20 protein-coding genes are annotated in these 26,529 nt (G+C 49.3%); 17 read left to right on the top strand and 3 right to left on the bottom strand.

Translation table 11 applies throughout. The features are described from left to right. Window positions 1-46: 46 nt before the first annotated feature. The 9 genes from HP552_RS11835 to glsA all read left to right on the top strand — a co-directional run bounded on the left by HP552_RS11835 (window position 47) and on the right by glsA (window position 11,754). Complete coding sequence (locus tag HP552_RS11835) at window positions 47-1,855, top strand: fatty acid kinase ATP-binding subunit FakA (RefSeq protein WP_175395669.1); 1,809 nt, start codon at window positions 47-49, stop codon at window positions 1,853-1,855. Window positions 1,856-1,887: 32 nt separating this feature from the next. Then, the gene (locus HP552_RS11830; protein WP_175395668.1) at window positions 1,888-2,751 is read left to right on the top strand and encodes a fatty acid kinase binding subunit FakB; all 864 of its coding nucleotides are present in this window, start codon (window positions 1,888-1,890) and stop codon (window positions 2,749-2,751) included. 10 nt (window positions 2,752-2,761) lie between these two features. After that, the gene (gene recG, locus HP552_RS11825) at window positions 2,762-4,807 is read left to right on the top strand and encodes an ATP-dependent DNA helicase RecG (protein WP_175395667.1); all 2,046 of its coding nucleotides are present in this window, start codon (window positions 2,762-2,764) and stop codon (window positions 4,805-4,807) included. A 112-nt stretch (window positions 4,808-4,919) separates the two neighbouring features. Then, window positions 4,920-5,207, top strand: coding sequence for a stage VI sporulation protein F (locus HP552_RS11820; RefSeq protein WP_095290289.1), 288 nt, complete (start codon window positions 4,920-4,922; stop codon window positions 5,205-5,207). Window positions 5,208-5,989: 782 nt separating this feature from the next. After that, window positions 5,990-7,657: a sensor histidine kinase gene (locus tag HP552_RS11815; protein ID WP_175395666.1), complete on the top strand. Its 1,668-nt coding sequence runs from the start codon at window positions 5,990-5,992 to the stop codon at window positions 7,655-7,657. Window positions 7,658-7,667: 10 nt separating this feature from the next. Continuing rightward, window positions 7,668-8,459 carry a LytR/AlgR family response regulator transcription factor gene (locus tag HP552_RS11810; RefSeq protein ID WP_175395665.1) on the top strand — a complete coding sequence of 264 codons (792 nt, stop codon included), beginning with the start codon at window positions 7,668-7,670 and terminating at the stop codon, window positions 8,457-8,459. A gap of 236 nt (window positions 8,460-8,695) precedes the next feature. After that, a complete protein-coding gene (locus HP552_RS11805; RefSeq protein WP_175395664.1) occupies window positions 8,696-9,985 on the top strand; it encodes an L-lactate MFS transporter in 1,290 nt (429 codons plus the stop codon). Window positions 9,986-10,215: 230 nt separating this feature from the next. Further along, window positions 10,216-10,698, top strand: coding sequence for a GNAT family N-acetyltransferase (locus HP552_RS11800; RefSeq protein WP_175395663.1), 483 nt, complete (start codon window positions 10,216-10,218; stop codon window positions 10,696-10,698). A 114-nt stretch (window positions 10,699-10,812) separates the two neighbouring features. Continuing rightward, complete coding sequence (gene glsA, locus HP552_RS11795; RefSeq protein WP_175395662.1) at window positions 10,813-11,754, top strand: glutaminase A; 942 nt, start codon at window positions 10,813-10,815, stop codon at window positions 11,752-11,754. Window positions 11,755-11,997: 243 nt separating this feature from the next. On the opposite strand, the gene HP552_RS11790 is transcribed toward glsA, so the two are convergent. After that, the gene (locus tag HP552_RS11790; protein ID WP_175395661.1) at window positions 11,998-12,339 is read right to left on the bottom strand and encodes a YolD-like family protein; all 342 of its coding nucleotides are present in this window, start codon (window positions 12,337-12,339) and stop codon (window positions 11,998-12,000) included. Next, entirely contained in the window at window positions 12,336-13,580 is a 1,245-nt protein-coding gene (locus tag HP552_RS11785) for a DNA polymerase IV (protein WP_175395660.1), read from the bottom strand. Before HP552_RS11785 ends, HP552_RS11790 begins: the two co-directional genes overlap by 4 nt. Before the next feature lie 861 nt (window positions 13,581-14,441). On the opposite strand from HP552_RS11785, the gene HP552_RS11780 reads away from it, so the two are divergent. The 6 genes from HP552_RS11780 to HP552_RS11755 all read left to right on the top strand — a co-directional run bounded on the left by HP552_RS11780 (window position 14,442) and on the right by HP552_RS11755 (window position 22,600). Further along, window positions 14,442-16,667 (top strand): hypothetical protein, encoded by a 2,226-nt coding sequence (locus HP552_RS11780; protein ID WP_175395659.1) that lies wholly within the window; start codon window positions 14,442-14,444, stop codon window positions 16,665-16,667. A gap of 26 nt (window positions 16,668-16,693) precedes the next feature. Beyond that, on the top strand, window positions 16,694-17,902 hold the full coding sequence (locus tag HP552_RS11775; protein WP_175395658.1) for a HEAT repeat domain-containing protein: 1,209 nt from the start codon (window positions 16,694-16,696) through the stop codon (window positions 17,900-17,902). A 22-nt stretch (window positions 17,903-17,924) separates the two neighbouring features. Further along, window positions 17,925-19,322, top strand: a complete 1,398-nt coding sequence (locus HP552_RS11770) for a glycosyltransferase family 2 protein (RefSeq protein ID WP_175395657.1) — start codon at window positions 17,925-17,927, stop codon at window positions 19,320-19,322. Between the two features lie 108 nt (window positions 19,323-19,430). After that, on the top strand, window positions 19,431-20,237 hold the full coding sequence (locus HP552_RS11765) for a response regulator (RefSeq protein WP_175395656.1): 807 nt from the start codon (window positions 19,431-19,433) through the stop codon (window positions 20,235-20,237). 63 nt (window positions 20,238-20,300) lie between these two features. Continuing rightward, a complete protein-coding gene (locus HP552_RS11760; RefSeq protein WP_175395655.1) occupies window positions 20,301-21,668 on the top strand; it encodes a nucleotide sugar dehydrogenase in 1,368 nt (455 codons plus the stop codon). A gap of 32 nt (window positions 21,669-21,700) precedes the next feature. Continuing rightward, a complete protein-coding gene (locus tag HP552_RS11755; protein ID WP_312884283.1) occupies window positions 21,701-22,600 on the top strand; it encodes a hypothetical protein in 900 nt (299 codons plus the stop codon). A 109-nt stretch (window positions 22,601-22,709) separates the two neighbouring features. Here HP552_RS11755 and HP552_RS11750 read toward each other — a convergent pair whose 3' ends face one another. Continuing rightward, complete coding sequence (locus tag HP552_RS11750; protein ID WP_175395653.1) at window positions 22,710-23,582, bottom strand: helix-turn-helix transcriptional regulator; 873 nt, start codon at window positions 23,580-23,582, stop codon at window positions 22,710-22,712. Between the two features lie 428 nt (window positions 23,583-24,010). On the opposite strand from HP552_RS11750, the gene HP552_RS11745 reads away from it, so the two are divergent. Beyond that, window positions 24,011-25,222, top strand: a complete 1,212-nt coding sequence (locus HP552_RS11745) for an LLM class flavin-dependent oxidoreductase (protein ID WP_175395652.1) — start codon at window positions 24,011-24,013, stop codon at window positions 25,220-25,222. Between the two features lie 30 nt (window positions 25,223-25,252). Further along, window positions 25,253-26,527: an ABC transporter substrate-binding protein gene (locus HP552_RS11740; RefSeq protein ID WP_175395651.1), complete on the top strand. Its 1,275-nt coding sequence runs from the start codon at window positions 25,253-25,255 to the stop codon at window positions 26,525-26,527. Window positions 26,528-26,529: the final 2 nt, after the last annotated feature.

Below are 26,529 nucleotides of genomic sequence, written 5' to 3'. Positions count from 1 at the left end.
TTGGTGCAAGATGTTCGTGTATCAAGCTAGGAAGGGGAATTCTCACTTGAGTATACGTTCTTTAAATGGAACAGATTTCACCGCAATGGTACTTGCCGGTGCGGAACAACTTGGACAGCATGCAGAGCACGTCAATTCCCTGAATGTTTTCCCTGTGCCGGATGGTGACACGGGAACGAACATGAATTTGACAATGAGTGCAGGAGTTGCAGAGATTAAACGCAAGAGTTCTGCCTCCATCGGAGAAGCTGCCGGTATTTTATCTAAAGGCCTGCTCATGGGCGCACGGGGGAATTCAGGCGTTATTTTATCGCAGTTGTTCCGTGGATTCAGTCGTTCAGCTGCTCCTTACGAGGAACTGAATACGCTCCAATTTGCAGCGGCCCTCCAAAACGGTGTGGATGCAGCGTACAAAGCTGTTGTAAAGCCCGTTGAAGGAACCATTCTTACCGTGGCAAAGGAAGCAGCGAAACACGCCAGCTACTATGCAAGACGGACGAATGATATTACTGAATTAATGAATGAAGTATTGTTAAAAGCAAAAGAGGCACTGGCATCGACTCCGGAATTGCTGCCTGTTTTAAAACAGGTCGGTGTTGTGGATTCGGGTGGACAGGGGCTTGTATATATTTACGAAGGTTTTATGGAAGTTTTGCTGCAAAGTGACGGCGTCAGCCGTGCATCCCTGCAGAAAGACGTACAGCCAGCTGTAGCATCATCTGCCTTAAAACCGGCTGTACCGTCAGAAGAGCTGCCTGCCAATCCCGTACAGCAGGTTATTGCACCGGAGATGCCGTTGTCTGCACAAGCCAGACTGGAAACGGAAGATATTGAATTTCTGTATGACATGGAGTTCTTCATTAATCGCCAGCTGGGGGATAACGCAGGAGTTGCATTCGATGACGAGGCATTCCGGAAAGCGTTGTCAGCAAATGGGGATTCCATCATCATTATTGCTGACGATGAAGTGATCAAGGTACATGTGCATTCCAAGACACCTGGGGATGTATTGAATCTGGCACTTCGCTACGGTGAAATTACACAGATTCACATTCTGAATATGCGAGAACAGCACCGGGATCTGCTGACGGCGGGTATGGACATTGCGCCTTCTCCTGAATTGTTTGCAGAGATTCCGCCTGAGACTACGCGCAGTCACGAAGAAGCTGTGCCTCCTGCAGATGAAATGGCGCCCTATGGTTTTATCGCCGTATCTTCCGGTGAGGGCATTGCTGAAATCTTCCAAAGTCTCGGAGTGGATGTTGTACTGTCCGGTGGACAGACGATGAATCCGAGTACAGAGGACTTTGTGAATGCAGTTCGTTCGATTGCTGCGGAACAGGTGTTTATTTTGCCGAACAATTCCAATATTGTTCTTGCTGCCGAACAGGCACGCGAATTGCTTGAAGATGAACGCCGGATCACGGTTATACCGAGTAAGACAATTCCTCAAGGGATGGCAGCCGCTTTTGCTTTCCAGGAAGATGAGTCTGCCGACGCGAACCGTGATCAGATGCTGGAAGCAATTAGCCGGGTGCAATCGGGTCAAGTTACGCATGCCGTAAGAGACACTCAGTATGATGAGCTGGATATCAAGGCTGGCAATTACATTGGTATCCACAATTCCAAAATCGTTGCGACAGACGAAAGCCTGCTGCGGGCATGTGAAGGATTGCTGCAACAGATGATGGAGAGTGGAGATGAAGTGGTTACGATCCTTGAAGGGGAAGAGGCTGACTCCGAGGTCACCACTGCGCTTGCAGCATGGGTAGAGTCACAATACCCTGAAGCTGAGGTGGAGGTACATGCCGGAGGACAGCCAGTGTACTATTATTTGTTCTCTGTGGAGTCCTGATATGCACTCACGCAAGGAGGAGGTGATCTCGTTTGAGCCATAAGGTTGCAATTGTAACAGACAGCACCGCAGATATACCGGAAGAACTTGTCCGTAAATACGGGATTCATGTGGTTCCACTGAATGTTCTGTTTGGGGAAGAGAGTTATGCGGACGGCGTTGATCTGTCTTCGGAACAGTTTTATGCAAAATTGGAGAAGGCCTCGGCGCTGCCTACCACGTCACAGCCTTCCCCTACGGAATTCATGAACATATATCAGACGCTGCTGGATGAGGACCCGGAACGTCCGATTGTCTCCATTCACCTGTCATCTGGCATGAGTGGAACGTATCAATCGGCGCTGCTCGGCAAATCTCTGTTGGAGCGTGAAGGTGACATTACGGTGCTGGACTCCAAGTCGGCATCTTATGGATATGGCTTGATGGTTGTCCAGGCAGCCGAACTTGCCAGTCAAGGCAAGTCGGCAGCCGAGATTGCTGCAGCTGTAGAAGCGATGCAGAAGAGCCGCAAACTGTTTTTCCTTGTGGATACGCTGGAGTATTTGCAAAAAGGCGGCCGAATCGGGAAGGCTGCGGCTATCCTGGGAACATTACTGAATATCAAGCCCATCTTGTCCATTGATGAGGAAGGTGTCATATACGCTGTTGAAAAAGTCAGAGGACACAAGAAAGCAATGGCACGCATTATTGAACTGTTCCAGCAGGATCTGGCGGGCAAGCGTGTGAATGTGGCCGTAGGCCATACCGCAGATCCCGGATCAGCGATTGCTTGTGCAGAGCAGTTACGTGGGCATTTTACACTGAATGAAGTGGTGTACACCAATATTGGAGCCGTCATCGGCAGCCATGTTGGGCCAGGCGTTATTGCCATCTTTATGTGGCCTGTTCCGGAATGAGGGATTAGATATGAGATTGGAAGAAATATCGGTTAAGCAAATTAACGGCGTGAGTGCTCTCAAAGAGGGGGAGCTTCACGCCTTTGGCATCTCTACTGTAAAAGACCTGCTTGAATATTATCCGTTCCGTTATGAGGATTATCGTCTGCGTTCCCTTAGTGAAGTGAAGGATGGGGACAAGATTACGGTTCAGGGCAAAATCATGGGCATCCCCGTATTGCAGCGCTATGGCAAAAAGTCCCGTCTCACCTGTAAGGTGATGACCGAAGAGTGGATGATCACGGCGACCTGGTTCAATCGGCATTTTTTGAAAGACCAGCTTACGCCGAACCGTGAGATTGTGCTTACGGGCAAATGGGAACAAAAGCGCATGCAAATGACGGTTTCGGACTCGGAGTTTCCGGATAAGGGAGATGGTCGCTCGGGTACACTGCAGCCGGTATATTCGGTAACGGGCAAGCTGACCCAATCCTGGATGCGTAAGACGATTAATCAGGGGTTAATCCAATTCGGAGACATGATTCCCGAGATTTTGCCCCCATCGCTTATGAAGAAATACGGACTGATGCCTCGGAAACAGGCGATTGCCGGCATTCATCGTCCGCAGGATAATCAGGAAGGCCAGCAGGCCAGACAGCGCATGGTATATGAAGAACTGTTTTTGTTCCAACTGAAAATGCAGGCTTATCGTGCATTGAACCGGAATCGGATGGATGGCGTCGTGCATACAACGGATAATGCAACCATTCGCGAGTTCGTGCGCAGCCTGCCGTTTGAACTGACCGATGCTCAGAAAAAGGTAGAGCTTGAAATTCTTCATGACATGCGTTCACCTTACTCCATGAATCGTTTGCTCCAAGGGGATGTTGGCTCTGGTAAAACGGTTATCGCCGCTATCGCCCTGTACACCTCGGTCCGGTCCGGTTTCCAGGGGGCTCTGATGGTCCCTACAGAGATTCTGGCTGAGCAGCATATGCGATCACTGCAAAAGCTGTTTGAACCTTTTGGTGTAACCGTGGGCCTCCTAACGGGCAGTGTGAATGGACGGAAACGAAAAGATCTGATTGCTTCGCTGCAAATGGGCATGATTGACATCGTGGTGGGCACCCATGCGCTGATTCAGGAAGATGTATTTTTCCGCGATCTGGGTCTCGTCGTTACGGACGAGCAGCATCGCTTTGGTGTAAACCAGCGCAGCATTTTGAGGCGGAAGGGATATAATCCCGATGTGTTAACGATGACAGCAACGCCGATTCCGCGTACGCTGGCCATTACGGCATTTGGCGATATTGAAGTATCGACAATCTCGGAACGGCCAAAAGGGCGGATTCCCATCTCCACATACTGGGTGAAACATGACATGATGGAGCGGGTGCTCGGTTTTATCTCCCGCGAAGTGGATCAGGGACGTCAGGCGTATCTCATCTGTCCTTTAATTGAGGAATCCGAGAAGCTGGATGTACAAAATGCGATTGATCTGCATATCCAGATGCAGCAGAATTTTCCGGATTACCGTGTGGGCCTGCTGCATGGACGAATGACCGCTGGGGAGAAAGAAGAGATGATGCGTGCGTTTTACAGCAACGATATTCAGCTGCTTGTCTCAACCACCGTTGTAGAAGTAGGTGTCGATGTACCGAATGCTACGTTAATGGTCATTATGGATGCGGACCGTTTCGGTCTGTCTCAGCTTCATCAGCTGCGCGGCCGGGTTGGCCGGGGAGCTCATGCATCCTACTGCGTGCTTATTGCCGATCCCAAAACTGAAGTAGGGCAGGAACGCATGAAGGTGATGACGGAGACGGAGGATGGGTTTGAAGTATCCCGTCGCGATCTGGATCTGCGGGGACCGGGGGATTTCTTCGGTACCAAACAAAGTGGATTGCCGGAATTCCGTCTTGCCGATATGGTTGCTGATTTTGCCGTATTGGAGCAGGCGAGAGATGACGTATCCGCTCTAATCGCCGATCCTAACTTCTGGACGTCTGTGGACTACACTGCTTTACGCGATTATTTACAGCAGCAGCAGGTGTTCCAGGGTGATCTGATCGACTGATTGGGCCTCGAATGCATAGTTTCCTACGTTTACTGCGAAAAAGGTCAAGTGAACAAGCCCTCCTGTCATATGAATAGAAAGTGAGTTCATTATCCGGGAGGTGCTGTACGTTTTGAGTTATCAACAATATGGAATCAGTCCGCAGCTGGTGGAGCGGATCAAACTAAAGATGAAAAATCCGGCTGTCAAAGATCGCATCAAAAAGCTGATTGACGGAATTACCAAGTCCGATCTCCAGGATCGGGCCAAGGTTCGGAGATTGGTCAAGTCATCTGCTGTCATTTTGAATGAAAACTTCTCGTCCGCTCAGGAGGAGCAGTTTGTTGCTTTTGTCATCGCCCAGAAGATTGATCCAAACAATACGTTTCATCTGATTAAGTTGTGGGGGATGTTTCGGTGAGGTCGCTGTAGGTTTGAGGGTATAAAATGAACTACGCATTCACATTAGAACACTACGATGCCAGAACAACCTTCCGATCGCTGTTATTCCCGGATTTCTTTAAACTCCCTTTTTCAAAGGGGAAATCCGGGAATAAAGGCGAGCGCTCCGCTTCTTCAGGTTTATTCTGTCCTCTCCGTTTTGTGTGAATGTTACACTCACTTTATATAAAACTCAAGACTACACCGAAGGTGTAGTTTGGTTAAAGGGCGGGACAGTCCATAAGTCATTTTCCTGACTTATGGACTGTCTCTTTTTGCCGTTAGCATCAGACAAGTATGCGTGATGCATGATATAAACGTGTTTCGCGAAAAGCTAATCTAGTTGTTAGCGAACTGAGTGCACGCTATCTAGGTAAATTCCTCAGGTTTGGTGTGGTAACGAATCGTAGAGCTGTTATCTCGTTCTTTCATGAGGTTTGTCGCAGATTTTTACTGAAGTAGCGTGGGATATTAGGTTTGTTAAAATCTCATTACACGCTAATTCTCGTAAGTAAGGTGTAACCGATTCCTTAAATTTTGTCTGAAAGGAGATAAAGATATCCGCTGCATCTTTTGCATCTCATTTCCGACTGATGACTTTGCTTTCTCCCTGGCGGAGGGGTAAACTGGTGCATACGAGCATAAAGGATGAACGGGAGAATGAGGACCAGGATAGGAATCCATATGACCATGCAAAATGAACGAACACAGATGATGCAAAGATAGCGTTGATTTTCAATTGATATGGAGGAAGTAGGATTCATGGAAATGTTTACGATGCTGCTGGGTTTGTTTGAACGGGCGGCGCTGCTGATTATCTTTTTATTCTTTTTGTCGAGGGTACCTCGCTTTAGACAGATTCTGCAAAAGGGGAAGTTAAGACCTCAGGAATACGCGGCGGTGACGCTGTTGTTCTGTGCTTTTGCGATCTTTGGTACCTATACCGGGATTAATGTGGAAGGTTCACTGGTGAATGTGCGGATTATCGCCGTGCTGTCTGGTGGCATTTTATTTGGAGCACCGGTGGGGATTATTACGGGGATTGTATCCGGGGTGCATCGTTATTTAATTGATATGGATGGGGTAACGGCCATTCCGTGTCTGATTACGAGTGTCATTGCGGGTCTGGTGTCGGGTTACATTCACAAGTATACGCCCAAGTCGAAGCGATGGATGGTTGGTATTGCGGCCGGGATGATCTGTGAAGCGCTCACGATGCTGCTGATCCTGCTGTACTCCTATCCCGACCCGCTCGGTGCGGATATCGTATCCAAGATTGCATTGCCCATGATTCTGGGGGAGGTCAACATTGGACTGATCGTGCTGCTGGTACAGAGTGTGGAAGGCGAAAAGGAAATGATTGCCGCACGCCAGGCCAAACTGGCGCTGGAGATTGCGAACAAAACCCTGCCCTACTTCCGCTCCATTGATGAGGATTCCCTGCGGACCATCTGCCGGATCATTCAGGAGGACATTCAGGCCGATGCGGTTGCGATTACGGATACCCGGAACGTGCTGGCCTATGTTGGGTTCGGGGAGGAGCGATATCACATCGGCAACGAGATCATTAGTGAGATGACGAAACAGACAATCTCCAGCGGGGAGATTACCATCAGCAATGATGTGACCGATGAGAAAACGCCGGATATTCATTCCTTGTTGATTATTCCGCTGAAAGAGCGGAGTGAAGTTACGGGAGCACTTAAAATTTATTACCGCAAAGCCTATAAAATTACGTACCCGCTGCAAACGATGGCTGTGGGACTTTCGCAGATTATTTCCACCCAGATGGAAGTATCCCGAGTGGAAGAGATTAAGGCAGCCGCCAACAAAGCGGAACTGCGGGCATTACAAACGACGATTCATCCACATTTTCTCTTCAATGCGCTGAACGCGATCGCTTCGTCCATTCGAACGAAGCCGGATCGGGCGCGTGAGCTGATTGTGAATCTGTCGGGATATATGCGTTATAATCTGGAGCTGTCGGACGAGCTGATTGATATTCATAAGGAACTGGAGCAGGTCCGCAATTATGTGGAGATTGAGAAGGCCCGTTATGGGAGCAGGCTTCATGTGATCTATGAGATTGATGAGGTGGCTGTGCATATCCCCAGTCTGGTCATTCAGCCGCTTGTTGAGAATGCCATTATCCATGGCGTCCTCAAGGTCAAAGGACCTGGAACCGTTCGGATCCGGGTACAGGATTACCCTGATTTTGTCCGAATAGGAGTCAGGGATACAGGTGCCGGTATTGACCCGGATATCATTGAGAAGGTGTATCATGACCGGATGCCGGGGAATCAGATTGGTTTATATAATGTCCATCGACGGGTGAAACTCATTTATGGGCAGGGTGTAACGATTACGCGGCTGGAGCAAGGAACCGATATTATTTTTGATGTACCCAAAGGAGATGTCGTGACAAGGTGATGATTGGTCAATGAGAGCCCTTATTGTGGAAGATGAAATTCCGGCAAGTGAAGAACTGAATTATTTGGTCCAGGAGCATAGTAAGATTGAAGTGGTTGCCTGCCTTGAAGATGGACTGGATGTGCTGAAGTTTCTGCAGGAGCAGGAAGTCGACGTTATTTTTCTCGATATTAACATTCCCTCGCTGGATGGCATGATGCTGGCACATCATATTGGCAAATTCGCCAGAAAGCCTTATATCGTCTTTACGACAGCCTACAAGGAGCATGCAGCAGAAGCATTTGAGCTGGAGGCCTTCGATTATATACTAAAGCCTTATGATGAGAAACGCATTGCAGCCATGCTGCATAAGCTGGAGACAACCTTCAAACGCGATCATGCGGGGGAGGAACAAGGTGAAGATGGACAAACCCATTTGACGGATGAACCTCCCATCCAGGGAGCAGTGCATACGGCATCCGACGCAGGGACGGGAAAACGAATCAATCTGCTGCGCAACGACAACATTATTGTGACGGATACGGCAGATATTTATTATGCGGAGGCGCAAGAGAAAGTAACGAAGGTGTATACCAAAAATGGTGAGTTTACGATGCCGGTGAGCATTACGGACTTCCATGGCCGACTGCCTCAGGAGACATTTTTCCGCTGCCATCGTTCTTATCTGGTCAATCTGTCTCAAATCCGTGAAATTGTACCCTGGTTTAACAATACGTACCTGCTCCGTTTGCGCGATTTGGAAGCTGAAGTGCCGGTAAGCCGGGGCAAGGTCAAGGAATTCAGGCAGCTCATGCGCATATAGAGGCATTTCATTCCGGATCTGATGCAACTCATGCTTAAATCGGTGTTATGAATCCCCTTTCATGTATGATTATATTGTGAACGCATTCAAAGAGGCATTTTGCATCATTCGATTCCAAACACTAGCGGGTACAATCTGTAGACGAATAGAACCATTTCGACCAACAGATTGCTGAATTAAAGCCGTTCTTTGGATCGATGCAAAATGCTCCAGACATCGGCAAAGGGGAGATCACGATGAAAGCAGCTATTTCATCAGCACCTAATTCAATATCTACACCTATAAAAATGAATCGGTGGCTTATTGTACTGGGAACCATTATTGTACAAATGGGCCTTGGAACCATCTACACCTGGAGTTTATTTAACCAACCGCTGTCGGATCGTTTCGGATGGGACGTCAGCTCGGTCGCGATAACTTTTTCAATTACCAGTTTTGCGTTGGCATTTGCCACACTATTTGCAGGCAGGCTGCAGGAACGTTGGGGGCTTCAGCGGTTGATCCGTATAGCCGGGATCGTTCTGGGTCTGGGACTTGTCCTAAGTTCCCAAGTTACTTCATTAACACTGCTCTATATTTTGGCGGGATTTGTGGTTGGATTTGCGGATGGTACGGCGTATATTACGTCTTTGTCCAACCTGATTAAATGGTTTCCGGAACGCAAAGGTCTGATTTCGGGTATTTCCGTTGGTGCTTTTGGTACAGGCAGTCTGCTGTTTAAATATGTGAACTCGGCATTAATTGGTGCTGTAGGTCCTGCTCAGGCGTTTATGTATTGGGGCATCATTGTGCTGATTCTGATCGTGGCTGGATCATTTCTGATCCGCGAAGCGGTTGTTCGTGAACAGGCTCCTGTCAGCAAGACGGAGGGAGCGAAGCAGGAAGCAGCCCGTCATCAGTATACGGTAAAAGAAATGCTCCGAACCAAAGAAGCCTATATGCTGTTCGTTATTTTCTTCACGGCATGTATGAGCGGACTGTATCTGATCGGTATTGTCAAAGATATTGGCGTGCAGCTGGCAGGTCTCGACGTCGCTACGGCTGCGAATGCAGTCGCGATGGTTGCGATCTTCAATACGGCTGGGCGCATCATCTTGGGAGCGTTGTCGGACAAGGTCGGACGGATGAAGGTTATTGCTGGAGCACTGCTGGTTACGGCAACAGCTGTCATGACGCTGAGTCTCGTTCCGCTGAGCTATGGTGTTTTCTTCGCCTGCGTGGCTGCTGTCGCGTTTTGTTTCGGTGGTAACATTACCGTCTTTCCTGCGATTGTCGCGGATTACTTTGGACTGAAAAATCAGAGCAAAAATTACGGCGTCATCTATCAGGGATTTGGAATTGGTGCCTTGGCTGGATCGTTTATCAGTGCTCTGCTGGGCGGGTTCCATCTGACGTTTATCGTCATTGCCATACTCTGTGCAGTCTCCCTGCTGCTGGCTTTGATGATTACACCTCCGGGTCAAAATCGTCGCACGCGTCAGCAAGACAGACAAATGAGTCTCAAGCCTTCATCCCGGGCAAGCTGATTGAATTTGATTTTGAATTCTTTGATGCCATTCGATTCACATCATAAATGAAAGTTTGGGCGGTCTCTGTGGAGGCCGCTTTTTTTAATAAGGGTAAATAGATAGACAGACAGGCATTGCTTGATGGAACTCAATCGATCGGTGGCTGCGTGCAATGTATCCTGTGCTTCTGCTATACTCTAGGGGAATTGAAAGGAACTACATCCGTTTGGACCTGGAGGAGGATTTCAATGAATTTCGTTAAATATGCTGAAACTGATTTTGAGGATTATTATGCTCTCGTTTCCAATATGGAAGTCATGAAACAAATTACGGAACGTACACTCCCGGAGGATGAAGCGAAAACGCAATTCCAGTCCATGCTCGATTATAATCTGGGCTACAGCTGCGGATATTACCGGATATCTGGTGAAGATGGAGTAGGGATGGCATATGCCAAACTGATTCCGGATGAATCCGATCCGTCCCGGGCGGAAATGGGTTATATGGTTTTGCCTGAATATTGGGGCCAAGGTCATGGTACGTCCATAGCGGCGCGCCTCATTCTAAAAGCACAGGCAGCAGGAATCGGTGTACTCTACGCGGTGATCGATCCCTCTAACGCAGCATCACGCCAGATATTAAATAGACAGAACTTTGTTTCCACGTGGACAGGGGATATGGAAGGCCTTCCCGGTGAAATTCTGGAATTGAACCTTCAAGTGCGGCGGTAATGGATCAATCCTGAGGGTAATGAATAGACATACCTGCATTTTGCATTATTCGGGTTGGAGTTTGCCTCCTGAATCCATGCAAGATGCGCATACATAGATATGGAGGAGATGGAGATGAGCAATACGGTAATGGAGCGTCTGAACGAATTGCTGCCGGAATGGCTGGAGACCAGCCGGCTGCACACGGGACAGGGAAAGGTCGCATCTTATATCCCGGAGCTGGTCAAAGCCTCACAGGATGAGCTGGGCATACATATCATGGATGCCGAAGGCAACCATGTATCTGCCGGAGATTGCGGTGTTCCCTTTACGATGCAGAGCATCTCCAAAGTCTTCACGCTTATTTTGGCCCTGATGGATCATGGGGAAGAAGCGGTTTTCTTTAATGTAGGAAAAGAGCCTACGGGTGACGATTACAATTCGATGATCAAGCTGGAGCTCGTTGAACCCGGTATTCCGTTTAATCCGTTAATCAATGCGGGAGCCATTACAGTCTCCTCCCTGGTCGCCGGGGATTGCAAGGAAGAGAAGTCACGGCGCATTTTGGAGTTTTTCCGCAAGCTGGCCAACAATGATCACCTGGATTATAACGAAGAGGTGTTTCAGTCCGAATGGGAAACAGGTCATTTGAACCGTTCGCTTGCTTATTTTCTGAAGCATAATGGCGTAATTAAGGATGACGTTGAAGATGTGCTTGCTGTCTATTTCCGTCACTGTTCAATCGAGGTGACTTGTGCGGATCTGGCCCGTATGGCACTGGTGCTTGCCTATGACGGAACAGATCCGATCACCGGAAACGAGCTCATTCCGCGTCGCTATGTACAGATTGCCAAAACGTTCATGACCACCTGCGGTATGTATAACGCATCCGGTGAATTCGCCATTGAGGTTGGACTTCCCGCCAAGAGCGGGGTGTCCGGGGGAATTATCACCCTTGTACCTGGTCAGTTTGGCATCGGTCTTGTCGGGCCGGCCCTGAATCGGAAAGGGAACAGCATTGCTGGTGTTCATTTGCTTGAGCGCCTTTCCAAGGAATTTGACTGGAGTCTTTTTTAAAGGTTTTCCTTATACCCATCAAAGTGGCCGATGAATCACATATCGATCATTTTGCTTCTTTTGAACGACGTTAAGTTGAAGCAAATAGGGTTCTCGGTTCCATCCGGGAGACCTAAGGGAGTGTAGGAAAACGGTCCTGCATGTACCGATTAGGCTGCATCTATTGCGGAATATTCGCTAATGAGTGTCTCAGGTTCATCGTTCGGATTGACGATATGAGCATGGCTTGTGAGTGGTGCAGCGTCAGTCGTTTGCTAATTCAACATTGGTAATCAGATTCATCTGAATGTCCCGGGTCCCGTTTTTCGTCAGCAGTCTGAGGGTACGGGCAGCTGGATCCAGCTTCAGAACCTGTCCGGTATAACGGATATCGTCATGTTCATGGAACAGGGCGATGGTCACAGCATCTCCAAGCATCATTGAATGGCTGAGCAAACGGGACATTTCTTCCGCTGCCTGAGCATCCAGAGACGGGCGGGTACGGGGAGCAAGCTGTTCCTGATGAAGAATGTAAGCTTCCCGGTGTTCGGGAAGCATCATACGGGAAGACTCGAAGAGTCCGTTTTGCTGTAATTTTTTACTCACTTATAATGACCTCCAATTTTATGAGAACGGTCCTGTGCCTGCGCGGACGAGCAGAGCGAGGAAGCCCGCATGATGGCGGTGTCTCCGAACTTGCGCTTGATGTTATCTGTGGCACGTTCCAGTTCTCTTTTGCGTTCACGATCATCGAACCAGGACAGCTGCACTTCGGAATCGGGCACCAGCCCAGTCAGTGACACGCTGATCCGGCGGATGGGTAATCCGTCCCAATGGCGAAGAAAGAGTGCCGCGGCCGCATCGTAAACTTCATCCGTAATGTTGGTCGGTTCATTTACCTTCATCTGGCGTGAGAAGCCCGTCGGACGATCGTAATCCTGCCCGCGGCATCCAACCGAGACGACGTTGCCCATGAGTGATTTGTCCCGGGAACGCCGGCAGACGAGCTCTGCCAGTTCAAGCAGGACAACCTTGATATCCTCCCAGGACTCATAGTCCCGGGGAAGGGTCATCTGATGTCCGATGCCTTGCTGTTGATGTGTGTATGTCCCGGGTTTCACGGGTGAATCGTCAATGCCGCGGGCAATGCGCCACAATACCTCACCATTTACTCCCCAGCGTTCTCTCAGTCTGGACAGCGGAGTCTGTGCCAGGTCACCAATGGTGTGAATTCCCATCTTGTAGAGATGTTTTTCCATCCGGGAACCGACCATAAACATCTCTCGGACAGGTTTCGTCCAGATGGTTTTCTCCATGTCCTTGCGATTCAGGACACAGATGCCGCCGGGAACTTTTTTGGCATATAAATCACAGGCCATTTTGCTCACTACTTTGGTATCGCTGATGCCAATCCGAATATACACACCTGTCTCATCCATGACTCTGGATTGAATGCTGCGGGCAATCGTCTCAGGACTGCCGAACAGATCCAGGCTTCCGGTGACATCGAGAAACTGTTCGTCAATGCTATAGGGCTCAACGAGATCTGTGTAGGATTGAAGAATCCGGGTGATGTGCAGGGAGACACGAATGTACTCCGCCATCCGGGGGCGAATGACGACGACGTCCGGACATTTGGCAAGGGCTTCACCCAGTCGTTCAGCCGTGGTAATTCCGTAGGATTTGGCGAGAGGGCAGGCTGCAAGAATGATACCGGAACGGCGTGCCGGATCTCCCGCTACCACGAGAGGACGGTCTTTGTATTCGGGATGTGAAGACTTCTCTACACTGGCATAGAATGACTGGCAGTCTGCGAGCATAATGACACGTCCGTCTTTGCGGGACATAACAGGTCTCTCCTTTGATCCATGATTCGGCTGTTCACGAACAGAAAGAGGATTCAGCCGCATGTTTTTTACAGTTTATTTACAGTATGGAACAAATGTTCCTGTTTTAATAGCATATCCCGAATGTTCAAATGCGGCAACCGGAATTATTTTGCAAATTGGACACAATTGTGGAATCGCAATAATAGAGTCAAAATTTAGGAAATAAGATGTGCTTTTTTACATTTGATGTAAGAGATTCGTGACTTCAGGGTGATGACCCGGTGTTCATTCCGTTTTTTGTAAAAGCAGTATAAATGGGCACAGTCCTATAGAGGGGGACTGATGTCCTTTTTTACTTTTCTGCACTTTTCAGAAAACCTTGACAGGCCGCGGGTTTTCACTGATGCGTTATCGGACTATAGTATCAATTTTGTAATCTTTATGGTTAATACTGTAAAAATGGCCGCAACTTTAACATATTCCCCGCGTTTAATGTGGTAAGTGTTCGGGCGGAAACAGTTGCTGCAAACCGCGTTGCATATAACAATAACGGGTAGAGAAGTGCAACAGGTTTGAGCATTCAAGTAACTGTTTCATTAAGAAAAATGGTGTCCATGAGGCAGGGGAGCCAGAAGTGTTATGGAATGCTAGTTCATGGTCATTTTTACGAATTATGGGCAGAATGTTGCATTTCACGTTTGCTTCCATCAGCCTAGTTACAAAAGCGGAGTTTTGGAGCTATAGTGAGAACTACACCGCTGGCATCTCTACCCAAAGCGGACATCCAAGCGGCGTTTACTGCTGCATGCCTGTATATTTTATTCAGATTCAAACGGAAACAGGCAGGATGCATATTAGAGAGGTGAGCAATCAAGAGCCATGAGCAGACGAAGACGAAAACGCTGGATGTTAACGATGTTGACCGGAGCCGTGGTACTGACCGGCGGAATATTAGCCGGCTGGCACTACATGCAACCTCAGCTCGTTACGTACACAGCGGAGAATGGCACGGAGATGAAATTCAAGACCGAGGGAAACCGGTTCATGGAATACGGGCCGGATGGATCCTGGAGGGAGATGTTCGTTAAGGGTGTTAACCTGGGTGCAACTTCGCCGGGATATTACCCGGGAGAATTTCCCCTGACCGAAGAGGATTACCTAAGGTGGTTCCAGCAGATCCAGGAGATGGGGGCCAATGTCATACGGGTGTATACGGTCCACGAACCGATTTTTTACTCTGCGTTGGTCGATTATAATCGCGGCCGGGAGCAACCGTTATATTTTATACAGGGTATATGGTCGCCAGAAGAAGAGTTGATTGAGAAGCAGGATGCCTACGCCGATCATATTGAGCAGACATTCAAGCAGGAGATTGAAAAAGCGGTGTCAGCTGTATATGGGGATGCGGACATTCCTGAGAAGGCAGGAGCCTCAAGCGGCAAGTACAAGAAGAATGCCGGTAAGTATCTGATGGCCTGGCATGTTGGCACGGAGTGGGACCCCACGATGGTAGACAACACGAATGAAAAGCATCCCGACGTACCGCAATACAAGGGAGTTCATTTTTCCGGGACAGCAGATGCCTCGCCCTTCGAGAATTGGTTAGCCGAGCTGCTGGACTACACAGCCGTTTTGGAGAAGAAGTATGGCTGGGAACATCCCATGACGTTTACCAATTGGGTGACAACCGATGTGCTGGAACACCCGGGCGAACCGTTGTTTGAGGAGGACCTCGTCAGCGTCGATGCCCGTCATATTCAGCCGGAGGAGTGGCAGGGTGGATATTTTGCGGCATACCATGTGTATCCCTATTACCCGGACTTGTTCCATACGGACGAGACCCTTCAAACGATCAAGGACACAAACGGGGAGTACAACACGTACAAAAGTTATCTGCGCAAGCTTAAAGCCGAGTATTCCGATATGCCTGTAATGGTTACAGAATATGGCGTGCCTTCTTCCCTTGGGATCTCACATCTGGGTATGGGGGGCCGGGACCAGGGCGGACATAATGAGGCAGAGCAGGGAGCTATTGATGCTTCACTGACTCAGGATATTTATGATGAAGGGTATGCGGGAGCCATTTTGTTCATGTGGCAGGATGAGTGGTTCAAGAAAACCTGGAACACGATGCCTTTTGAAATTCCGGCAGATCGGCGGGCCTATTGGCTAAACGTGCTGACCAACGAGAAGATGTTCGGTCTGCTCGCGATGGACCCCGGCAAACAGGAACAGCTGACCATCGACGGGAAATTGGATGATTGGGATGGGCTGACCGCTGAGGAAGTTACGGTTTGGCAGGGCAAGGTGAACGGCATCCAAGAAATGAAGCTAACCCACGATGAAGCCTATCTGTACATTGGCATGACGCTGGATGAGCCGTTTGATCCAAATAAAAAGGTGCTCCGCATAGGGACGGATACTCTTGCAGGTGGCAATCAGCCTGGCGAGCGGCTTCCGGAACGAACGCTCAGTGATGGCCTTGAAACGGTCATCACGCTGGGACAGGATGACGAATCCCAGGTGGAAATCGCCAAAGATTATGATTTTAATCAGCGTCTGTACGGCAAGGAAGGATACAATATGCTGCCTGACAAGCAGGCTGGTTCCGCTGATCCGTTCCATCCATGGAACCTGGCCGTCAGCCTGAAGATGACTCCGCCTGATACGAGGTCGGCCCATCCGTTCATGAATGAGAAGGTGGGTATCCTGAAGCGGGGAACAACAGCTCCCGGGCAGTCGGATACCGATTCATTGACAACGTGGCAGTATGACGGCAATCAGGTGGAGATGCGAATTCCCTGGATGCTGCTTGGATTCGGTGACCCGAGTTCACTGCAAGTGATTGATTATGGACCACTGCAGGACGGACGGGAGTTTAAGACGGTCACGACCAAAGGCATAACGCTGGTTCCATGGCTGATGGATCGTTCGACTGGCGATGTATCCTGGCCTGCTGGCAATCAGACTACACTGGATTTGAAAACATTGCCTTTGTATGGCTGGCAGTCGTGGGAACAGGTGAACTACAGTGAACGACTAAAACTGAGTTATGAAGAGATGAAGAATGTCTTCGGACAAATTCCCAGTTTTCAGATTGATTAAATGAGCATAAGGGAGGACCTTTTCACATGTTTTCGAGTTTGGCTGTGGCCTATCTATTTCTATACATCTGCATAGCGCTTGTCGCTCTGGGTGTAATCCTGCTGTTTGCCATGAAAGTGTCCCACAACGGCAAACGGCGCAAGATTGAATTTTATAAACGGAAGCAGCGGGATTACTTCACTTATCTGCAAACGGCACTAACTGAGAATCGTCCGCTGAGGCTGCCGCCAGGCAAGCTGGCTCCGGTGGAACGGCAGGTGATCCAGAGCAAACTTATTGAATGGATCGACCAATTCAAGGGAGAGTATCGCGACAAATTGATTGCGCTCTGCCGCGAAGCCGGGTTTGTAGAACGAGATCTGAAAGAATTGGGCCGACTGCGTTATGGTCGGCAGATCGATGCAGCTTATCGTTTGGGCGGCATGCGCTGTCCGGAAGCCGTTCCGGGCTTGATGGAACTGCTCAAGGATGAGAAGCCTGGACCGATGGCTTTCATGATTGGACGTTCCATTGCGAGAAGTACAACCCGTCAGGGTGAATTGAAGGACATGCTTGAACTGTTATTAACAAAAGGGAAGTCGATCCATCATCTGGCCGCAGACATCTTGCTTGAGACCAGCCTGGATACGAGCAGACTTCTCATTGAATTACTGGAAGACCGCAATCCTGATTTTGTAAAGGTTGGACTTGTCGCCATGTGGGGACAGGCTGTACCGGAAGTCATGCCGGCACTTGACCGATTGGTTGGTGCAGAGCATCAGGACGTACGGGCAGAAGCAGTGAAGCTGTATTTGAGTGCAAGTCCGGCCCTTCAGGATGAAACGATTCTGAAGCTGATGAAGGATGCTGATCCGGAAGTCCGGGCAGAGGTGGTGCAGGCGCTTGGTTCGAAGCATGCGGCAGGCAGCATTCCACTGCTGCGCAAAGCGCTGCGTGATGAAGACTGGCGAGTACGCTATAACAGTGCGGAGAGCTTGAGCATGCTGGGTGAACCCGGATTCGAAGCCTTATGTCAAGCAGCTGTACAAGGTACAGGTGTTGAACGTGAGATTGCAATGCAGCAGATCGAGAGCACGATGAAGCAATCGGGAGCCGATCACAAAGCGGTAGACCAGATGATTGTACACAACAAGAGAAGGCTGCTGTATGACCAGTATTTTGGCCCTGTTCCAGATAATCGAACAACCAAGAGACGTACGGGTGTGGCTGCGGTAGGAGGGGATTACACTGCTTAGGGATCTGTTATTAATTTATGGCATGGTGGCCATTTACTATGTTATTTCTGTAAATTTGCTTTATTTCTCCATATTGGCTCTGTCCTTTCGCAACATTTGGACCATCTTCAGAAGGTCACATTATTCCAAATACAATACATTGTCAGGCTCGGAACTTGTACCTTCGGTATCACTGCTGGTCCCGGCTTACAACGAAGAATTGACAATTATTGAAAATGTGAACTGCCTGATGACGCTGAACTATCCAACGTATGAAGTGATCGTCGTAAATGACGGCTCCAGCGACAGCACCCTAAACGTGCTGCTGAAGGAATATCGTCTGAAACCCGTACCGGATACGAAGATCCACGGTACAATTCCTTGTCAAACTATTCGCGGGATATACCACAATCCGGAATTCCCGGATCTGTACGTGATCGACAAGGAAAACGGTGGAAAGGCAGACTCACTTAATGCGGGGATTAACCTGTCGCACTATCCGCTGATTTCTTCGATTGATGCTGATTCCTTGCTGGAAAAGGATGCTCTGATCCGCATGGCTCGCATGTACATGGAGAATCCGGAAGAGACTGTGGCAATCGGCGGCGATGTTCGCATAGCCAATGGCTGCAAAATCGAAAACGGAGCTGTACAGGACGTTTCCCTGCCGCGCAAAATGTGGCCGATGTTTCAATCCATTGAGTACCTCAAGGCCTTTCTGGGCGGACGGATTGGTTGGAGTCACATGAATGGTTTGATCATCGTGTCGGGTGCTTTCGGCATGTTCCGCAAGGATGCAGTCATCGCCGTTGGTGGATACCGGGACGGTTACCCTGGGGAAGACATGAACATTATTATCAAGCTTCATCGCTATATGCTCGAAAACAAACTGAAATATCGTGTAGCCTTCTGTCCTGAAGCCGTGTGCTGGACACAGGCACCGGATTCCTACCGGATCCTGTCCAGTCAGCGTAAACGCTGGGGACGCGGAAATTTGAAGAACATGCTTGAGAATCGAGGCATGCTGTTCAATCCGAAATATAAGGTAATGGGCATGTTGACCATGCCATACAACGTCATTTTTGAAGCACTCAATCCGTACTTCCGGATCACCGGCCTTCTGGCACTTGCCGGGTATGTGCTCTTGGATATGACGCAATGGCCGATCCTGCTTCTGTTCGGATTGCTGAACTTCGTGAGTGGCTATCTGCTCAGCGTGGGGGCGCTCATTCTGGAGGAAATTGCATTCCGCAGATACAACAAGCTGTCTGATCTGGTCAAAATGCTGGTCTATTCCGCTCTCAAATTTGTGGGCTATCACCAGCTGGGCGTTCTGTGGAGATTGCAGGGGCACATTCAGTTCATGCAAAACAACAATTCATGGGGAACCATGACACGCCAAAGCTGGTCCGAAGAAGAAAAGGGAACAGAAGCAGCCTGATTCGCAGCCTGCATCAAGTAAGCGGTCAAAGGGACAGCATTATTGATTCATTAATGGCAATTCAGCAGCAACAGGATAGATAACCAAGGGAGAAGGGTGGAAAAGAACATGCCTAATACGGCAACATTGCAGCGTGAGGCTGCCGTTAATGTGTACCGAAGTGTAGAACAGGGATTGAAGGATGCGGGTGCCGGATCATGCGGCTTAATGTTCATCCATTGTGGAGGAGGACAAGCTCAGCCGGAGCAGCAGGTCAGGAACTATCTCGAGCAAACGAGCAAGTTAGCCTTCCAGCTGTGGAATGATGGGGCGACCCACACACTTGCGGTCCTGCTGCCTGGTTTGACACTGAATGAAGTTCACTATGAGGGGCTTCGCATCAAGCATGAGCTGCAGGACGCGGTCCCTGGGGCAGAGCCGCAGATTACGCTGGCGAGCTTCAAGGATAGTGAGCGTCCTTCGCAGGCGACCATCCAGCATATGGCTGAATCAGCGAAGCTGGTCGATGCCTCGGAGATTCATATCTACACGCTGGATAAGACAGCAGACGAGCCTGGGAAAATTTTGATTGTGGATAACGATCCGACGGTTCGTGAGTTTCTGCAGCTGCGTTTAAAAATGCAAGGTTATGAGACTTATGAAGCTGTAGACGGTCTGGCTGCGCTGGAACTGATTGAGAAGGTAAAGCCTGATCTGGTGCTGACGGAATTGAATCTGTATGGCATCGATGGCCTGCCGTTCATTCACCATATTCAGAATCTGGAAGTGAAGCATCCGCCCAAAATCGTGGTGCTGACCGAGCAGCGTGTTGAACAGACGATCAGCCAATGCTTCCAGAGCGGCGTGGACGACTATATGACCAAACCGTTTTCCCCTGTGGAGCTGGATGCCCGAATCCGGCGCTGCCTGCACTAGAAACGATCATCAACTGAACGGATTTACGGAACCTTACAAATACATTAACCTGGAGGGAATATCATGGAGAATCAACAATTCCATACTTTACTGAATGCCATTGAAAACAAAGAAGCGGTGCTCGGCGTGGTCGGGCTCGGTTACGTAGGACTTCCACTTGCCGTGGAAATGGTAAATCAAGGCTTCACAGTAATCGGAATTGACCTGGATGCGTCCAAGGTCGACAGTATCTATAACGGAGATTCCTATATTCACGATATCTCGTCCGAGGAATTGAAAAAAGTGATGCAAACGGGACGTTTTCAGCCTACAACGGATTACAGCATGCTGCGCGTCATTGACGCCCTGAGCATCTGTGTGCCGACACCACTCAGTGAAAATCAGGATCCGGATACATCCTACATCGAGACCGTGGTCGATCAGATCAAGCTGCACATGAAACCGGGCATGCTGATTACGCTGGAGAGCACGACGTACCCGGGTACGACAGAAGAACTGATTCAGCAGAAGCTGGACAAAATCGGCCATGAAGCCGGCAAGGACTATTTCCTCTGCTTCTCGCCTGAACGTGTGGATCCGTCCAACGGACGATTCACCACGTACAACACACCTAAGGTCATTGGCGGAACAACGGAAGCCTGCCTCAAACTCGGAACAGCGCTGTATAGCAAGTATGTACAAACGGTTGTACCGGTATCTTCACCCAAAGTGGCGGAGATGTCCAAATTGCTGGAAAATACATTCCGCAGTGTAAACATTGCGTTTGTAAATGAAATGGCGATGATGTGCGACCGCATGGGCATCGACATTTGGGAAGTCATTGATGCAGCTGCTACGAAGCCGTTTGGCTTCATGCCGTTCTACCCGGGCCCGGGCATCGGCGGTCACTGCATTCCGCTTGATCCGATGTATCTGTCGTGGAAAGCGAAAGGATTCCGTTTTTACAGCAAATTCATCGAGCTGGCGCAATCGACCAATGATAACATGCCATATTATGTCCTGAATAAAACATCAACGATTTTGAATGAGTACGCGAAGTCTGTTCGGAATTCCAACATTCTACTGCTTGGCATGTCGTACAAGCCGAATATTGCAGACCTGCGTGAGTCACCGGGACTGGAAGTATACGAACTGTTCAAGGAAAGCGGAGCGAATGTCAGCTACTACGATCCATATGCCGATACTTTCCGTGACAAGCATGACGATACAGTGCACAGCGAAGCATTCAACCTGGAGCAATTCAAAAAGTATGATTGCATCGTGTTGATTACCAACCATAGAGATCTGCCATATAGTCAAATTGCCGATTTGGGTGTGCCGATTCTGGATACACGCAATGCGTTCCGGACATTCACACAGCCACACATTTACAAAATTGGACACTCGGTGCAGCATCCTGTGCTGGAACCAAGTGAAGCGTTGCTCGTCTGAGAAACAAGATGATTCGCTGGGGCAAGGTGTCGGTGAGGACAAAATGGGTTCTGCTGGCTCTGACCTTTTGCCTGCTGCTTTTGCCCTGGCTGTTCAAATGGTTTTCGGCGGAGGAGAAAAAAGCGACCTGGCTGTGGGATGCTTCCATCATTGCAGAACAGACCCCGGATATTATCTCCTTTTCCAAAGAGCAGGGTGTGGATGTCATTTTTCTGCAGCTGCAGGATGAAGTACCCGATGATACGTATCGCAAATTCATTGCGTCTGCCCGGCAGGCAGAAATCCAGGTGCATGCCCTGAACGGTCATGCCGATTGGGCCTATCAGGAAAAACGGGAAGAAGGACTCGCTTTTATCGAGCGGATTCGGGCATATAATGCCGCTTCGGCCAAAAATGAGCGCTTCGAGGGCATTCAGCTGGATGTGGAGCCTTACCAGCTGCAGCGCTGGGAAGATGAGCAGGACAGCGTAATTGCAGAGTGGAGTGACAACATGAAGGCCTGGACGACAGCCGGCAAGGATGCAGGGCTCTATATGAGCGCAGCCATCCCTTTCTGGCTGGATGCCCGCCAGGCATCTGAAGGCGAGGGTTCACTCAGCCGCTGGGTCATTTCCCAGTTTGATGCAGTCGCCATTATGGCATATCGGGATAGTGGTCAGCAGATGTACGATCTATCCAGGGAAGAGCTGGACGAAGCCGATGAGTTGGGCAAAGACGTGTGGATCGGAGCCGAGCTGGCGGATACCCATGAGGGTGAGCACCTGACCTTTTTCAGAAAGTCCATAAGCAACATGGACGAAGAGATCGCGAAGGTGTTTAACCTGGGATCGTCCCATTCCTCTTTTGCCGGAGTAGCTGTGCATCATTATGAAGCGTGGTACGCAAAGGAAAACGGGATTCCCTTGGCTCGCAAGAGCAATGAGAAGGAGTAACGGGTGTTATTGAAGAAAAGTATAGGACAGCAAAAGGCAAGTTTCCGGTTAATGGAGACTTGCCTTTTTGTCTTTTATTGATGACTGCTGCCGCACGGGTCAGCGCGAATCAGTGTTTGCCGTTTTCATTTGTCCGATACCGATTGGGTGGCAAACCTACCTGTTTTTTGAAAGCTTTGGAAAAGGAAAATAAATCCGGGTACCCCACCGAATGAGCTACCTCGGTCAGGGTTAGCGGGGTCTGTACGAGCAGATGCTTGGCCTGATTCATCTTGAGCTGCTGGATATATTGCACGGGAGATACTCCATAAGCTTTGCGGAACTGTTTGGCAAAATGGGTTCGATCCACGCCTGCATGAGCAGACACACCTTCTACCGTGATCCCCCCGGCAAAATGAATATCCATGTATTCCTTTCCTTTTTGCAGCCAGGGAATAGCCGTTTCAGGCTGCAGTCCCTTGGTGGCAGACAAACGCGCAACTCGGTCGAACAGGCCAAGAAACCGGGTGAGACGTCCAAGGTCGCTCGCACCTCCCTGAGGTTTGCGGACGTCCTCCATAAAAGCACGCATTCCACTTGCTGTCTCTGGAGTAAGTACGCCTGAACGGTGAGGGGAGCCTGGCGTAAGTCCAATCCGCGACAGCAGTTCAGCTGCATGTGTCCCATCAAACGCGATAAAGATTTTCTGCAGCGGCTCCTGCGGGTCAGTCCAGTATTCATGAGTGACATGCGGGAACAGACAGAATGCATCTCGGGCCCTGAGGGGGTAATGATGTCCGTTCTGAATAAATGAACCTTCCCCCTCCAGCACAAACAGCAGGTAATGGTACGGTGTGGTACGAGGGCCGATATGATAGTTGTTCTTGGCTATATTGCGTCCGATTCGTATAGGCCAGGCGCCACCGGCTTTCTCGAATTCGGACGGAGTAAAAAAAATAATATCCAAAAACTCGTGGTGGTCCTCCTTCATGCTCTCCGTCATCAGGAACACCTCTTTTAATAAAAGTTTAATTTGTAATGTCTGTCATTTTCCCTTATAACCTATTATACAGGTGGGTTTTGTTTATATTCAAGATCAGGATGACTTATTTCTGTAAGTTGACCACAAAATGACAAAAACAAATTGTCGTAAAATGACATTGATCACAGACAAATCAATTGATATGATGTCCATACTTATTAAACCAAGTTAATCAATCGGCATTTATATGATTTTGCAAATTATAATTAGAAAGTTAGGCCCAGTCTTAGAATCAGTTTGATAATTGCAAAGGGAGTGAAGGGGGCGAAATCGATTCTGGAGAAGTGTAACGCTCGCCTTTATCAGAAGAATGATTCGTCACATGACCCGCTACTTCGCAGATGTCAGTCTTATTTTTAAAATGGGACTTTATTTATAACCAGAGAGGAATGACTTTTGTGAGCGAACAGGAAGAACTGAAATTTGGATGGTTTTTGCCAACGGCTGGAGACGGAAAGTATGTTGGGGTCGCCCCGGAACGGGAACCAAGCCTGGATTATTTGATTCAGGTGGCACAGACAGCGGAGACGGCAGGGTTTGAATTTGTACTGATTCCGACCGGTGGCGCCTGTCTTGATGCTTGGGTTGTCGGTTCTGCAGTAATGAGCCATACTCAAACGCTGCGTCCTCTTGTAGCCATCCGGCCAGGCTTGGTTACACCGGTGCTCGCCGCACGGATGGGAGCGGCTCTCGATCAGCTGTCGAGTGGACGCGCGATGATCAATGTCGTTACAGGCAGTTCAGTTCGGGATCTGGAGGAACTGGGAGATCCGCTGGCACATGCCCATGACGAACGTTATGTACGGGCGAGTGAGTATATGGACGTGATGAAGCGTTCATGGACCCAGTCGACCGGGCTGAACCTGACCGAATTTGCCGGAAGTGGTACCAAAGCGGACGCGGAAGCATCAAACGATGATAATCAGGAGTTTAACGGTCAATATTACCATTTTAAAGGACCGGTAGGCATGCCTGAAACGGTACAGAAGCCTTATCCGCCATTTTATCTGGGTGGAAGTTCACCTATTGCCAAGAGAGTTGCAGTAGAACATGCGGATACGTTCCTCATGTGGGGGGAACCGCACGACTGGATTCAGGAGCAAATTGAGGAAATTGAAGTGATCCGTGAACAGGTAAAACAGGAAACAGGGCAAGATCGCCAGCTGCGTTACGGCATGCGGGCACAGGTACTCATTCGGGGTACCGAAGAAGAAGCTTGGGCGGCAGCGTGGGAGATTATTAGCAAGGTTCCACCTGAAGCGATTGAGAAAGCCAAAGCAACTTTTGCGGAGACCGATGCAACCAACCAGCGCAGACAGAATGAACTTCGTGAATTGTCCGAGAAGCAGCAATTCGTGGTTGGCCCAAACCTGTGGACAGGCTTGTCCGTTGTTCGTTCCGGCGGGGCAATCCTTATCGTAGGCACGGCAGATCAGGTTGCCGAACGTCTGATGGAATACGCCGATCTTGGTGTGACCACATTTATCTTGTCAGGATACCCGCATCTGGAAGAAGCCGAAATTTTCGGCCAGACCGTGATGCCGATTATTCGCAGCAAATGGAGTACGAGAAATGCAAAGCATCAGCTAAGCAATACCTAAATTAATCATTTACTCAGGAGGTTGTCTTTCATGAGAAAAAATAAAAAATTAATCCTTCCCCTGGTCAGTATGCTGGTCATGTCATTGCTGCTGTCCGCCTGCGGGGGCGGGGATAATTCTGCAGCAGGAGAGAACGGCTCCTCGGGTTCAGGCAAAGTTACCATAAGCTTTATGCACTGGCGCGGTGAAGATGCAGAAGCGCTGAACAAAACCATTGACGCCTTTGAAAAGGAAAACCCGAACATCCAGGTGGAGATGCAGACGCTTCCTTCCGACCAGTATCAATCCACGGTGCAATCCAAAATTAGTGATGGTTCAGTAGGGGATGTATTTGCTTCCTTCCCAGGTGCACAGTTTGAAGCTTTCGCGAAAGCCGGATTGTTCACAGACCTGACAGGCTCATCCTTTCTGTCTGCCTATAACTCCAAGCTGATTGAGGCAGGCCAGCTGGATGGCAAGCAGTTTGCCATTCCATATCAGCTTGTTTACAACGATCCAATCTACAATGTGAAACTGTTTGAAAAATACGGACTGACGCCGCCGAAGGACTGGGAGAGTTTCCTGGCACTCTGCCAGACGCTGAAAGACAACGGCATTATCCCGATTGCCTTTGCCGGCGCGGACATTGGTCCGGGTCAATTCATGAACACCATGGTTATGAATAATGCACCGAGTGACGACATTTTTACCAAAGTGGAAGCCGGAGAGGCGAAACTGACGGATGAGTTTTGGGTGAAAACACTCACACAGATTAAGGAACTGAACGATAAAGGCTACTTCCAGCAGGATGCACTGGGTACCAAGGATCCGGCAGCGGGAGCGCTGTTCATTCAGGAAAAGGCTGCGATGCTTGCAAGTGGTTCCTATCAGCTGGCTCAGAACAAGCTGCAAAACCCGAATCTGGAGCAGAAGCTGCTTGCACCGATCACGGTAAGTGCAGACCAGGCGAAGTATGAAGGGGTTCATACTACAACATTCATGCTCGCGGTAAACAGCAAGTCCAAACATCCGGAAGAAGCGAAGAAATTCGTCGAGTTTCTGAGTAAACCGGAAGTGGCAGGGGAGTATGCCAACTCGACGGGACAAAACGTGACCGTAAATGACGTGAAGTACGACTCTGCCGAGCTTCAGGTTGCCGGAGAGTGGGCGAGCAAAAAAACCGTGTTCCAGCCGCGGTTCACCATCCTGAACGGAGATAATCAGAAGGCTGTCACGAACTCCATTCAGGCCGTGCTTAGCGGGACTTCCCCTGAAGAAGCCGCCAAGCAGGCACAAGCGATCATTGATCAGCATATCGGGAAGTAAGC

Origin of the sequence: Paenibacillus xylanilyticus, assembly GCF_013359935.1 — a bacterium.
Classification (GTDB): domain Bacteria; phylum Bacillota; class Bacilli; order Paenibacillales; family Paenibacillaceae; genus Paenibacillus; species Paenibacillus xylanilyticus.
Note: the sequence above shows the minus strand (reverse complement) of the source record. Positions and strands in the feature narration are given on the sequence as shown.